The organism is Salipaludibacillus keqinensis (genome assembly GCF_003226325.1).
Taxonomy (GTDB): Bacteria; Bacillota; Bacilli; order Bacillales; family Salisediminibacteriaceae; genus Salipaludibacillus; species Salipaludibacillus keqinensis.
On sequence record NZ_PDOD01000005.1, the window covers coordinates 301150 to 313405 of the forward strand.

The 12256-nt window shown below is 40.3% G+C and carries 14 protein-coding genes and 11 tRNA genes; 24 read left to right on the top strand and 1 reads right to left on the bottom strand.

All coding sequences use genetic code 11. The features are described from left to right. Window positions 1-4 precede the first annotated feature (4 nt). The 12 genes from alr (at window position 5) to CR194_RS18270 (ending at window position 9568) form a co-directional block, all read left to right on the top strand. Window positions 5-1180, top strand: coding sequence for an alanine racemase (alr, locus tag CR194_RS18215; RefSeq protein ID WP_110611709.1), 1176 nt, complete (start codon window positions 5-7; stop codon window positions 1178-1180). Between the two features lie 140 nt (window positions 1181-1320). After that, window positions 1321-1593 (top strand): CopG family ribbon-helix-helix protein, encoded by a 273-nt coding sequence (locus tag CR194_RS18220; protein WP_199228205.1) that lies wholly within the window; start codon window positions 1321-1323, stop codon window positions 1591-1593. A 4-nt stretch (window positions 1594-1597) separates the two neighbouring features. Next, the gene (locus CR194_RS18225; protein WP_110611772.1) at window positions 1598-1948 is read left to right on the top strand and encodes a type II toxin-antitoxin system PemK/MazF family toxin; all 351 of its coding nucleotides are present in this window, start codon (window positions 1598-1600) and stop codon (window positions 1946-1948) included. Window positions 1949-2243: 295 nt separating this feature from the next. Continuing rightward, on the top strand, window positions 2244-3068 hold the full coding sequence (locus CR194_RS18230; protein ID WP_110611713.1) for an RsbT co-antagonist protein RsbRA: 825 nt from the start codon (window positions 2244-2246) through the stop codon (window positions 3066-3068). Window positions 3069-3081: 13 nt separating this feature from the next. After that, the gene (locus tag CR194_RS18235; RefSeq protein WP_110611714.1) at window positions 3082-3438 is read left to right on the top strand and encodes an STAS domain-containing protein; all 357 of its coding nucleotides are present in this window, start codon (window positions 3082-3084) and stop codon (window positions 3436-3438) included. Between the two features lie 3 nt (window positions 3439-3441). Beyond that, window positions 3442-3843, top strand: a complete 402-nt coding sequence (locus CR194_RS18240; RefSeq protein ID WP_110611716.1) for an anti-sigma regulatory factor — start codon at window positions 3442-3444, stop codon at window positions 3841-3843. 14 nt (window positions 3844-3857) lie between these two features. Further along, window positions 3858-4871, top strand: coding sequence for a PP2C family protein-serine/threonine phosphatase (locus CR194_RS18245; protein WP_110611718.1), 1014 nt, complete (start codon window positions 3858-3860; stop codon window positions 4869-4871). Between the two features lie 63 nt (window positions 4872-4934). Continuing rightward, window positions 4935-5267: an STAS domain-containing protein gene (locus CR194_RS18250; RefSeq protein WP_110611720.1), complete on the top strand. Its 333-nt coding sequence runs from the start codon at window positions 4935-4937 to the stop codon at window positions 5265-5267. Continuing rightward, a complete protein-coding gene (gene rsbW, locus CR194_RS18255; protein WP_110611722.1) occupies window positions 5267-5758 on the top strand; it encodes an anti-sigma B factor RsbW in 492 nt (163 codons plus the stop codon). The genes CR194_RS18250 and rsbW overlap by 1 nt, the downstream gene beginning before the upstream one ends. Further along, complete coding sequence (gene sigB, locus CR194_RS18260; protein WP_110611725.1) at window positions 5727-6521, top strand: RNA polymerase sigma factor SigB; 795 nt, start codon at window positions 5727-5729, stop codon at window positions 6519-6521. The genes rsbW and sigB overlap by 32 nt, the downstream gene beginning before the upstream one ends. Then, entirely contained in the window at window positions 6521-7126 is a 606-nt protein-coding gene (locus CR194_RS18265; protein ID WP_110611727.1) for a SpoIIE family protein phosphatase, read from the top strand. Before sigB ends, CR194_RS18265 begins: the two co-directional genes overlap by 1 nt. A 264-nt stretch (window positions 7127-7390) precedes the next feature. Continuing rightward, a complete protein-coding gene (locus CR194_RS18270) occupies window positions 7391-9568 on the top strand; it encodes a Tex family protein (RefSeq protein ID WP_110611729.1) in 2178 nt (725 codons plus the stop codon). Window positions 9569-9678: 110 nt separating this feature from the next. On the opposite strand, the gene cmpA is transcribed toward CR194_RS18270, so the two are convergent. After that, on the bottom strand, window positions 9679-9798 hold the full coding sequence (gene cmpA / locus CR194_RS18275) for a cortex morphogenetic protein CmpA (RefSeq protein WP_110611730.1): 120 nt from the start codon (window positions 9796-9798) through the stop codon (window positions 9679-9681). 462 nt (window positions 9799-10260) lie between these two features. Between cmpA and CR194_RS18280 the strand changes: the two genes are divergently transcribed. The 12 genes from CR194_RS18280 (at window position 10261) to CR194_RS18335 (ending at window position 12072) form a co-directional block, all read left to right on the top strand. Beyond that, window positions 10261-10734: a SprT family protein gene (locus CR194_RS18280; protein WP_110611732.1), complete on the top strand. Its 474-nt coding sequence runs from the start codon at window positions 10261-10263 to the stop codon at window positions 10732-10734. Between the two features lie 183 nt (window positions 10735-10917). Then, window positions 10918-10992 (top strand) — tRNA-Asn (locus CR194_RS18285). 3 nt (window positions 10993-10995) lie between these two features. Next, window positions 10996-11086: transfer RNA gene (locus CR194_RS18290), tRNA-Ser, on the top strand. A gap of 15 nt (window positions 11087-11101) precedes the next feature. Continuing rightward, window positions 11102-11176 (top strand) — tRNA-Glu (locus CR194_RS18295). A 52-nt stretch (window positions 11177-11228) separates the two neighbouring features. Beyond that, a tRNA-Val gene (locus CR194_RS18300) sits at window positions 11229-11304 on the top strand. Between the two features lie 17 nt (window positions 11305-11321). Next, a tRNA-Asp gene (locus CR194_RS18305) sits at window positions 11322-11397 on the top strand. 7 nt (window positions 11398-11404) lie between these two features. Beyond that, window positions 11405-11489: transfer RNA gene (locus CR194_RS18310), tRNA-Leu, on the top strand. Window positions 11490-11530: 41 nt separating this feature from the next. Further along, window positions 11531-11616: transfer RNA gene (locus CR194_RS18315), tRNA-Leu, on the top strand. Window positions 11617-11627: 11 nt separating this feature from the next. Further along, window positions 11628-11704, top strand: a tRNA-Arg gene (locus tag CR194_RS18320). Between the two features lie 34 nt (window positions 11705-11738). Continuing rightward, a tRNA-Pro gene (locus tag CR194_RS18325) sits at window positions 11739-11815 on the top strand. Window positions 11816-11851: 36 nt separating this feature from the next. Further along, a tRNA-Gly gene (locus CR194_RS18330) sits at window positions 11852-11925 on the top strand. 70 nt (window positions 11926-11995) lie between these two features. Continuing rightward, a tRNA-Ile gene (locus tag CR194_RS18335) sits at window positions 11996-12072 on the top strand. The last annotated feature ends 184 nt before the right edge of the window (window positions 12073-12256 follow it).

Consider the following 12256-nt stretch of genomic DNA (forward strand, 5'->3'; position numbering starts at 1 on the left):
TTGTGTGAGAGAATTACATCCTTTTTATCGAGATACTTGGGCAGAAGTAAATTTGAATGCTATTTCTGAAAATGTTAAAAATATAAAACAAAGCCTGCCGGAGGACGTTGCATTCATGGCAGTTGTGAAAGCCAATGCTTACGGACATGGAGCAGTTGATATAGCGAAAGAAGCTTTGGCTTCAGGAGCAACGTATTTAGGCGTAGCGATTTTAGATGAAGCGATCGCCTTACGGAAGGCAGGGATCGAAGCACCGTTGTTAGTTCTTGGATACGTTCGGCCTGAAGATGTTCGAATGGCTGTAGAACTTAACCTTACTTTGACGGTTTTTCAAAGCGATTGGATTGAGAGAGCGGCGCCTCACTTGTTAGTTGAAGAGAACGAGCGAGTGAAGTGTCATGTGAAAATGGACTCAGGAATGGGGAGAATAGGGATTCGCTCTGAAGAAGAAAGGAGGCAACTTGTAAAAGCATTGTTGCGAACGGATCAATTTGAAGTGGAAGGTTTATATACACACTTAGCCACAGCCGATGAGATTCATATGGAATACTTTGAGAAACAACAAGCTCGTTTTATGAAAATGATCAAAGAATTTGAAGAGGATTACGGTCATAGTATACCAATTAAGCACTGCGGGAACAGTGCAGCTGCTTTGAGGTTCGCGGATCGCTGTTATAACTTAGTGCGCGTAGGAATTGCTATGTACGGGTTATGTCCATCGGAGGAAATAAAAGGAATGGTTCAAGTTCCACTAAAAGAGGCTTTTTCGTTGCATAGTCGTATCACCCATGTGAAGAAGCTTCCAAAAGGGGAAGGGATTAGCTACGGCGTAACCTATCAAACACAGAAGGAAGAGTGGATCGCTACTATTCCTATTGGCTACGCGGACGGCTGGATTCGTGCTAATCAATCAGGAGACGTATTAGTTCAAGGGAGACGGGCTAAAATTGTAGGAAGGATCTGTATGGATCAAATGATGATTTCTCTAGATACTCCCGTAAGTGAAGGGACGAAGGTGACAATTATAGGACGAGATGAAGACGATTATATCTCTGTAGATGAAGTTGCACGAAGACTTGATACAATTAATTATGAAATTCCTTGTGTGATTAGTTACCGAGTCCCTAGAGCGATGATCAAAAACAATGAAATATTACATGTTCACAATGAAATTTTTTAATGATAACAAATGAATTTCCTATTTTCTGGTTGGAAGTGTGAAAAGAATGCAAAAGTCACTTTGCAATGCTCGTGAGCAAGTGATATGATATTAGTGGATAAAAAATCGGTCGATAGCTGTGTGGAGGTGTTTTTGTGTCTATGGATAACACAAAAAAAATTATGGTCAATTTACCACAACATTTGGTTAATGAACTGGATGCTTTAACTGATGGGGAAGATGTCAATCGTTGTGAAGTAATTCAGAAAGCTACGAAGATTTATTTGCAGGAGCAGAAGAAAGAACAGATTCGAGAAACAATGCAACAAGGCTATATGGAAATGGCGAAAATCAATTTAAACATTGCAACGGAGTCCTTCTTAGCTGAAGAGGAGGCTGAAATTACGGTGGACCGCCTAGTAAGTGGGGTGTAAAGGTTTGATAGTAAAACGTGGGGATGTTTATTTTGCAGACCTTTCACCTGTAGTAGGGTCGGAGCAAGGTGGGGTGAGACCTGTATTGGTGATCCAAAATGATATTGGTAACCGATTCAGTCCAACAGTTATTGTAGCAGCAATTACAGCGCAAATTCAAAAAGCAAAATTGCCTACTCATGTAGAGATTAATGCGAAGAGATATGGCTTCGATCGGGACTCTGTCATTTTACTGGAACAAGTCCGAACCATTGATAAACAACGATTAACTGACAAGATCACGCATTTGGACGATGATATGATGTTAAAAGTGAATAACGCGTTGAATATAAGTATAGGCTTGATTGACTTTTAAATATCATATGAGAAAAGCTACTTTTTTTAAAAAGGTAGCTTTTTTTATTTAATATGTTTTAGGTAATTGTTGGCTTTTAAATCACTTCTTTAGTATTTGGAACGTTTCCTGCAAAGGTTTGATGAAGAAGGGGTGATCATGGGATGTTACGTTATTATATTTTATGTTAGCCTATGGTTTACTTATGCTGTTATTCCATAAAAAAGAAGTGAAAAAGTATATGATAGATTGCAATCTATATAAAACAGTGAAATAATGAAAGCATAACTATTGATTTAAGATGGGGGAAGACTGGATGAATCCGTTTATTCGCGATATTATTTTAGAACATAAAGAAGAAATCATGGAGACATGGTTGGTGGAAATTAAGAAATTTAGATCGGATGATTTGTTGCAAAATATTTCAGACACGATGTATGAGAATACAAACCGTGAGTTTGTTAACAAATTGACTCATACAATCCAGAAGGATAAAGATGAGTTTCAAGACGATCTCATTCAATTTGCAGAACGATTAATTCAACTGGGGTGGCCGTTGAATTATATTACTAGAGGGTTGCAAGAGTTTCGAAAAATCACAGTAGAAGCTTTATCTGACACAGGAGAAAATTACTGTAAAAGCATTGAGTTTTTTCAGGAAATTGAGAATTGGATCGATGATATTGTCAACTTATTAGTTAATCAATATTCCGGTTCATGGGAAAATACCGTATTTTTACAAAAGATGGCTCTTAAAGAACTTTCTGCCCCACTTATTCCTGTGTTCGATAATATTAGTGTCATGCCTCTAATTGGAACAATCGATACAGAACGTGCAAAATTAATTATGGAAAATCTTCTTGATGGTGTCATTGAACATCGCTCTCAAGTTGTTTTAATAGATATTACAGGAGTCCCAGTAGTGGATACCATGGTTGCTCATCACATTATTCAGGCATCTGAAGCCGTTCGATTAGTTGGGGCGAAATGCATTTTAGTTGGAATTCGTCCTGAAATAGCTCAAACAATTGTGAATTTGGGAATTGATTTAGGCAAATTCCCAACAAAGAGTACGTTGAAAAAGGGAATTGAATCAGCGCTTGAAATGACACAACGACAAATTGTTGAAATTGAGGAATAAGGGGGAACTGGGTTTGCGCATTCCAATTTTGAAATTACATGATTACTTATTAATATCCGTTCAAGTAGAGTTGGACGATCAGACGGCACTCCAGTTCCAAGAAGACGTCTTGGAGAAGATTCACGAAGAAGGTTCAAGGGGTGTTGTCATTGACTTAACTTCCGTTGAAATGATTGATTCATTTATCGCTAAAGTTCTAGGTGATGTGGTAGACATGTCTAATTTAATGGGTGCTAAAGTAGTATTAACAGGAATACAACCGGCTGTAGCAATTACATTGATTGATATGGGAATAGTTTTAGATGAAGTCCCAACTGCCTTAGACCTTGAGCAAGGGTTGGAAAGACTCCAACTCGAATTGGAGGGTTGATATATGCAAGTCCAAACCCATGTAGATATCCACAGTGAGTGGGGTATAGTCGCTGCAAGGCAAGCAGGTCGAAAACTCGCACGAGAAATCGGGTTTGGTTCCGTGGATCAAGCGAGAATCACGACTGCAATCTCTGAATTAGCTAGAAATATCTATTTATATGCTAATAGGGGTCAAATAAAAATCGAGGAAGTCACTGCATCAGGAAAACGCGGGATAAAAATCATTGCTGTTGATGAGGGACCAGGTATTAAAGATCTTCGACGTGTCATGGAAGATGGGTTCACAACCTCAGGAGGATTGGGTGCTGGACTTCCAGGAGTCAAACGCCTGATGGATGATTTTAATCTTCACTCGGAATTAAACGAGGGGACGACGATCACAGCAACGAAGTGGCTTCGATAGGGAGGTGCTTATGCTTGGAAGAGACGAAAATTTCAATGTATCAATTATATAAAGATATGCTTACTAGCTATTTAAAAAGTAAAAGCGAACATGCACTATATCATGCTCAACAATTCAGTAAAGAAATGATGGAGAAGGACATGTCTCCTGAAGAGACTGTGAGCCTCCATCTGTCTGTCTTCCAAGAATTGGCGGAAGATCTTCCGGAAGAAGTGGTGGACTCCTTTGATTTATTGCTTGAAGTTATGATTGGTTACGGACTCGCATACCGGGAACACCAAAGTCTCCGTGACCGCCAGCAACAATTGGAATCTGAGCTAAATGTAGCTGCAAGAATGCAACAGTCTCTTCTGCCGAGGGGAGAGATTTCTCTCGACTCGGTTGATTTGGGTGTCATTAGTGTCCCAGCTGGAAAAATGAGCGGGGATTACTACGATTATGCTTTGGACGAACAGGAGAATATTGGTGTGGCAGTAGCAGATGTGATCGGAAAAGGGATCCCAGCTGCTATGTCTATGTCCATGATTAAATATGCCATGGATACTCTGCCTGAACAACGGACGAGACCTGCGGAATTATTAGAGAATTTGAACAGAGTGGTAGAACGGAACATTGAATCAGATATGTTTATCACGATGATGTACGGCTTCTATGATCCGAGAAGCCATCAATTTTATTATGCCAGCGCAGGTCATGAACCTGGGTTTGTTTATGATGCTCACAACGATAGTTTTAGAAGTCTAGAAGCGAAAGGGCTTGTTCTAGGAGTATCTCCAAAAGTCCGCTATAATGAGGACCATTTAAAGCTAGAAGTTGGTGATTTTATTGTCCTTTTATCTGACGGCGTAACCGAATGCCGGGTAGATGGAGAGTTTATCGAACGAGAGCAACTTGTTGAAATGATAAGAAAATACAAACATTTATCCGCTCAGGAAATTGTCGATAAAATTTTTCTTGATTTAGAAAAAGCTCAAGAGTTCCAGTTGAGAGATGATTTTACTCTTCTTATTCTTCGTCGTAAGGTTTAGAAGAATAGAATAAGTGGTATAAGTAGAAAATGTAGCTATGTACGTATAATAGGAGGGCTAAAAATGAATTTAGATATTCAAGTAACAGAAGGAGAACATGGTAACGTCGCCTATTTATCGGGTGAAGTTGATGTTTATACTGCAACAAAATTAAAAGAAACGTTAAATCCAATTGCTGAACAAAAAAATTCAGACTTAGTGGTAGATTTGTCTGAAGTCAATTATATAGATAGTACAGGATTAGGAATTTTCATCGGAGTTTTAAAGGCAACTGAGAAATCAGGCAGTACGCTGAAATTAACAGGTTTAAATGATCGCGTGAAAAGATTATTTGAAATTACTGGTCTAAACGAAGTGATTGACATTGAGGTAGATGGAAGAAAGGAGGCAAAATGATGACCCGTACCTCTGATATTATTGAAATGAAAGTACCTGCGAAACCTGAATATGTTGGTGTTGTTCGACTGACTGTTTCAGGTGTAGCCAATCGACTTGGTTACACGTATGACGACATTGAAGATATTAAAATTGCCGTTGCTGAAGCGTGTACTAATGTAGTAAACCACGCATATGAAGCTGACCAAGAAGATAATGATATGCATTTAAATTTTGGCGTCTATGAAGATCGATTAGAGTTAATTGTAGCTGATCGAGGTGGAGCAATTGATGTTGAAAAGTTAAAAAATGAGCGCGGACCGGTTAATAGCGGTCAGGCAATTGAAGAACTGAAGGAAGGGGGTCTTGGACTTTTTTTGATTGAAACACTAATGGATAAAGTAGAGATCCGCGGAGATTCAGGCGTTATGATTATTATGACGAAGTTTTTACAAAGGGATGGGGTGGACAAGAGTGACCATGGAGTCTCAGAAGAAATCCCAAAACAATAAAGAAAAACACAAAGCAGAAGTTTTAGAATGGATTGCAGAATTTCAAGAAACAGGCGATGATGAGCTCCAAACGAAACTTGTCATGGAATTTGAAAACTTGGTGCACGCTCTTGCGCGGAAATTCTCAAGAGGTCAACGACATGACGAGGATCTTATTCAAGTTGGAATGATTGGTCTATTAGCCGCATTGCGTCGATTTGACCATACTTTCGGTCGAAGCTTTGAGTCATTTGCCGTCCCTACAATTGTCGGAGAAATTAAACGCTTCATCCGAGATAAAACTTGGAGTGTTCATGTTCCGAGGCGAATAAAAGAGTTAGGTCCGAAAATTAAAGGCGCAGTGGAAGACCTAACGACTAAATTACAAAGATCACCACAAGTGGATGAAATCGCAGATCACCTAGGAGTTTCTGAAGAAGAAATCTTGGAAACGATGGAAATGGGTAAGAGTTACCAAGCCTTATCTGTAGATCGTTCGATTGAAGCGGACGATGAAGGTAGCGCAGTAACGTTACTTGACTTGGTCGGATCAAATGAAGATGGATATGAACAAACGGATCAACAATTACTTCTAGAGAAAGCTTTTACGGTTCTGACGGAGCGTGAAAAACAAATTTTACAACTCACTTACTTTGAGAACTTGAGTCAAAAAGAAACGGGTGAGAACTTAGGTATATCACAGATGCATGTCTCCAGACTGCAGCGAAGAGCATTACAAAAACTACGTGAATCTATACGAATAGAACCGACGGAGTGCTTATAATGATCGAACATCAAGATTTGAAGGAAGTAGATATCAGTATTTACCAGATAGCGAAGAAGGGTAATTGGTGTTCTGGCGACGCTTTTTACACAGTGAGGACAGACAACTATGTCGTTTGTGCTGTAGCTGACGGCTTAGGTAGTGGTGAAGAAGCGATGGATGCCTCCTCTGCGGCGATGTCCGTGATTAAAAGAGACCATGATTTGGATACGGAAACGATTATGGATCGATGTAACCAAGTTCTATGGGGAACGCGCGGTGTGGTCATGACGATCTTAAAACTGGACTTTCACTCTGGGATCATTGAATATACAAATATCGGTAATATCACTTGTACATTTTACAAACCTTCAGGTGAATTGTACCGTCCAGTTCCTACTAGAGGATACCTTTCCGGTAAAAAGAAAAAGTTTAAAACCCAACGAATTCCTTATGAAAAAGATACGATTTTCCTTGTATACTCCGACGGATTGATTTTCGACCCTGTTTATCATTCGATATTTTCAAAAGTAGATACACCGAGAAGAATGATTGATAGAGTGGTAGATTTAATGCAAGATTCAAATGATGATACAACGATCTTGGTCGGGAAAGTAAACAGATAACCTTAAGACTATACATTGCTGCAAAAAGCCGAACGATCGAGAGGAACATTTCGATCGTTCGGCTTTTTTTAGATAACTGTAGTAAATAGAGTGCTCGAGCGCTTTGATCTATAGATCGTTGTCTTTCACCTAACATGGTGTCTTGACGAGCTATTCCACTGAAATAGCAACTTTTCTTTTTAGTAGACTAGTGTTATGATCGCAGTTTCAGTATAATTTACTCAGCAGAGCAATACCATATTGTTTAGTAACGGAGGCGAAGGTATGGAGTGGAGTGAACAGCAAAAGAGTATTCTTACTCTAGTGACAAAAAGGATTAATTTGCAAGAACATCGTGTTAAAAGTGTTATTGAGATGTCAGAGGAAGGGAATACGGTGCCTTTCATCGCTCGTTATAGAAAAGAAATGACCGGTGGTATGGATGAAGACCAAATTCGCAACATTTTAGAGTCGTGGGATTATGCAACGGCTTTAGCTAAAAGAAAAGAAGAAGTGATCAGGCTCATCGAAGAACAGGAGAAAATGACACCTGAACTTAAAGCGGAAATTACTAAAGCTAGTAAGCTTCAAGAACTAGAAGACCTGTACCGTCCATACAAGCAAAAGCGGCGAACGAAAGCTACCGTGGCGAAAGAAAAAGGCCTTGAACCTCTAGCTCAGTGGTTGATGTCTCTTCCGAAAGATGGGAATGTGAAAGAAGAAGCAGCTAAGTATGTTGATGATGAAAAAGAGGTACATAACGAGGAAGAAGCATTGCAAGGAGCGAAAGATATTATAAGTGAGTATTTCTCAGATGATGCGGCGGTTCGAAAGCACATTCGTTACGTGACATTTAAGGAAGGGAAGGTCACTTCTGAGAAGAAACCGAAGGCAGAAGATGAGAAGTCCATTTATGAAATGTACTATGAATACTCCGAACAAGTTCAAAAGGTTGTTCCTCACAGAGTATTAGCCTTAAACCGTGGGGAAAAAGAAGGTGTGTTGAAGGTGGCCATAGAACCACCAGCCGACAGGATTGTCAGTTGGATGGAAAGGCACGTGGTAAAAGGAAAACAAACGATAGCAAAAGATACATTAATTGAAGCGATTGAAGACGGATATAAGAGATTAATTCAACCTTCCATCGAACGAGAAATACGTAAAGAAGTGAGTGAAACAGCTGAAGAACAAGCGATTCATATTTTTTCTGAAAATTTGAGGAACCTATTGTTGCAGCCACCTTTAAAGGGACGAATTGTCTTAGGGGTAGATCCGGCATTTCGAACGGGTTGCAAGTTAGCTGTCGTAGATGAAACAGGTAAAATGATGGAAGTTGGCGTCATCTATCCTACTCAGCCCTGGAACAAAGTAAATGAAGCGAAGCAAAAGGTGAAGAAACTGATTAAACAGTATAACGTTGAAATGATTGCTGTAGGGAATGGTACGGCTTCAAGGGAAACGGAACAGTTCATTGCTGAACTTCTAAGAGAAGTAGAAGAGGAAGTGTTTTATTTAATAGTTAATGAAGCGGGGGCAAGCGTTTATTCTGCGTCCAAGCTTGCAAAAGAAGAGTTTCCAGACCTTCAAGTAGAAGAACGTAGTGCTGTGTCTATTGCTCGTCGTATTCAAGATCCTTTAGCTGAACTTGTTAAAATTGATCCGAAATCAGTTGGCGTTGGGCAATATCAGCATGATGTGGCGCAAGCGAAATTAAATGACAGCCTTACCTTTGTCGTGGAGACCGTCGTAAACCAAGTAGGTGTGAACGTGAATACAGCCTCATCTTCCTTGTTGCAATATGTGTCTGGTTTATCCAAAAGTGTGGCGAATAACATCGTTAAACGACGGGAAGAAGAAGGTAAATTCACAACTCGCACGCAACTGAAGAAAGTACCTCGACTCGGGTTGAAGACGTATGAACAAAGTATTGGATTTATTAGGATTCTAGATGGGGAGCAACCGCTAGACCAAACCTCCATTCATCCTGAAAGCTATGGAGTAACTAAAAAGATTATGAAAGAACTGGGTATTAACCTAGAAGAAATCGGTACAGTAGAAGTGAAACAAAAATTAGAAAATGTCCAACTTAGGGAGATGGCTGAAAGACATGAGGTTGGAATTCCAACCCTACAAGATATCTTTGATTCCTTATCTAGACCGGGACGAGATCCACGAGATGATGTCCAGAAACCACTTCTTAAGACAGATGTGTTATCAATGGAAGACTTATCAAAAGGGTTGGAACTGGAAGGGACCGTCCGAAACGTAGTTGATTTCGGAGCTTTCGTAGATATCGGAGTGAAACAAGACGGGTTGGTTCATATCTCTAAACTGGCGAATCGTTTTGTTAAACATCCTATGGAAGTAGTCTCAGTCGGAGACGTGGTGACTGTCTGGGTAGAAGATGTTGATACTAGAAAAGGGCGAGTCGCATTAACCATGCTTAAACCTGAGCAACAGTAAAAGACCGCAATCCCCCGATAAAATGTACGGTTTTTCACTCGGGGGAGACGGAATGGCAATTTGCTATGTGTTTAATCGAATTGTTGTGGGAACCCCAACTTCTAAATCATTTACTCTGAATTTGCTTTGGAATTTTTATAATAAAACCAGCATTGGTTGAGTATTCGTATTCTTCTCAGATCTCTTTTATCATAAGCTTCCTGCAATTGCCGCTTTAGCCAGGACGGCATATTTTCACCTCCTTCTGGAGCCGACTTAAAAGTTATAATATTAATAGTGTATGTGGGAAGGTCTGTACAAGAGAGTGAATTTAAGCAGAAAAGTTTATTATTTTAATAACTCATCTCAAACCAGTTGTTGGTATTAGAAGAACAGGAAAGAAACTGAGGCTTGTAACGTGGATCAAAGAATTTTAGAGGTCTGTTGTCGTACAATAAAGCGATATGACACTATTAAACTTACCACTCATTGATCATAGAACTATTCTTTAAAAGCTAACGTTCATTATAGTTCCATAAACTGAATAGATGAGTTTACAAATGGAAGCGGAGGGGGCTTATGAATTAACATTTTTAGTCTCGGTGTAATCACCTCTCTGCAATCCTTTGTCGCAAGGTTTTAACGAAGTTTGATGGTAATTATATTAAACGAAGATGTAAGGTAGACGAGCGTGGTTAAAGGATGGGGTGAAATTGACCAACGAACAATTGCAACGATTGACAGAGGAATTATCAACGAAGTATTTTAATAAGCCGTTTTTACATGTTGCTTTTTTCAATCATCGGCTAAGAACGACTGGAGGCCGATATGCCCTTGGGAGCCATCATATTGAAATTAACCCTAAGCATCTGGACCATTACGGTGAAAAAGAGTTAATTAGTATTATCAAACACGAGTTGTGCCACTACCACTTACATATTGAAGGGAAAGGTTATCAACATAAGGATATGGATTTTAAACAGCTATTGAAAAAGGTAGGTGGAACTCGCCATTGTCAAACATTGCCCAACAGCCGTAATCAATCACGAGTGCTTCATCTTTACAAGTGTAAGTCATGTAATATGAAATTTCATAGAAAACGTCGATTTAATACACAACGGTATGTATGTGGGAAATGCAAAGGGAGAATTATTAAGGTCGAAAGTTTATCACTAAAAAATCATTGACGAGCGATTTTGTATATGGTACATTATAAAAGTCGCTGACAAAACAGTTGTTCTAAAATCTATTGACTTCAAAGAGTCGATAAGTTACAATGTAATTCGTCCTTAATTTTCGATATCATATTGAAATTGAGAAAAAAGCGAAGAGCGAGGGTGACGAAAAGATTCGCTGCTTATTGCTATTAATCCACAGTAGCTCAGTGGTAGAGCTATCGGCTGTTAACCGATCGGTCGTAGGTTCGAATCCTACCTGTGGAGCCATATGGAGAAGTACTCAAGTGGCTGAAGAGGCGCCCCTGCTAAGGGTGTAGGTCGAGCGATCGGCGCGAGGGTTCAAATCCCTCCTTCTCCGCCAGTGAAAGTTTTTGCTGGCCCGTTGGTCAAGTGGTTAAGACACCGCCCTTTCACGGCGGTAACACGGGTTCGAATCCCGTACGGGTCACCATTTTAAAGTTATTACAGGTTGACGAAGAGATTCATAGCTTTTTGACAATCATGGAGGATTAGCTCAGTTGGGAGAGCATCTGCCTTACAAGCAGGGGGTCGGCGGTTCGAGCCCGTCATCCTCCACCATTATATAATTTATTTGTGGTCCCGTGGTGTAGCGGTTAACATGCCTGCCTGTCACGCAGGAGATCGCGGGTTCGATTCCCGTCGGGACCGCCATGAATATGCGGGTGTGGCGGAACTGGCAGACGCGCTAGACTTAGGATCTAGTGCCTTCGGGCGTGGGGGTTCGACTCCCTTCACCCGCACCATATTCATTTATATCCATTAAAGTATATATTCAGGTGTTTAAGCGGTCGTGGCGGAATGGCAGACGCGCTAGGTTGAGGGCCTAGTGGGAGAGATCCCGTGGAAGTTCGACTCTTCTCGACCGCACCAATACTTTTTGAGCGCCCTTAGCTCAGCTGGATAGAGTGTTTGACTACGAATCAAAAGGTCGGGAGTTCGAATCTCTCAGGGCGCACCATTTTTTGAAATAGAAATATTTTGTTTGAATGAAACGGGAAGTAGCTCAGCTTGGTAGAGCACTTGGTTTGGGACCAAGGGGTCGCAGGTTCGAATCCTGTCTTCCCGACCATTGTTATTATTTTAGAAAAACAAATTATTATCTTGCGCGGGTGTAGTTTAGTGGTAAAACCTCAGCCTTCCAAGCTGATGATGTGGGTTCGATTCCCATCACCCGCTCCATAAAAAATTATTTTAAAAAAACTCTTGCATCATTCACATGTTACATGGTATAGTAACTTATGTTGCTTGAGGGCCTGTAGCTCAGCTGGTTAGAGCGCACGCCTGATAAGCGTGAGGTCGGTGGTTCGAGTCCACTCAGGCCCACCATTAAGAAGTTGACCTTTGAAAACTAAACAAAAAGCCAAGCGAAGTGGGATATTTTAAAATATCCCGTCAATGAAACAAATTTTTAACTTTTTGATGTCAGAGACATCAAACTTGATGATTAGTCATCGTACTTTATCGGAGAGTTTGATCCTGGCTCAGGACGAACGCTGGCGGCGTGCCTAAT

Coding starts and splice junctions, on each gene's coding strand:
- sigB (WP_110611725.1), top strand. CDS start 5,727: ATGGAGTCTCAGAAGAAATCCCAAAACAATAAAGAAAAACACAAAGCA.
- CR194_RS18230 (WP_110611713.1), top strand. CDS start 2,244: ATGAATCCGTTTATTCGCGATATTATTTTAGAACATAAAGAAGAAATC.
- CR194_RS18240 (WP_110611716.1), top strand. CDS start 3,442: ATGCAAGTCCAAACCCATGTAGATATCCACAGTGAGTGGGGTATAGTC.
- CR194_RS18250 (WP_110611720.1), top strand. CDS start 4,935: ATGAATTTAGATATTCAAGTAACAGAAGGAGAACATGGTAACGTCGCC.
- rsbW (WP_110611722.1), top strand. CDS start 5,267: ATGACCCGTACCTCTGATATTATTGAAATGAAAGTACCTGCGAAACCT.
- cmpA (WP_110611730.1), bottom strand. CDS start 9,798: ATGCCGTCCTGGCTAAAGCGGCAATTGCAGGAAGCTTATGATAAAAGA.
- CR194_RS18265 (WP_110611727.1), top strand. CDS start 6,521: ATGATCGAACATCAAGATTTGAAGGAAGTAGATATCAGTATTTACCAG.
- CR194_RS18220 (WP_199228205.1), top strand. CDS start 1,321: ATGGATAACACAAAAAAAATTATGGTCAATTTACCACAACATTTGGTT.
- CR194_RS18270 (WP_110611729.1), top strand. CDS start 7,391: ATGGAGTGGAGTGAACAGCAAAAGAGTATTCTTACTCTAGTGACAAAA.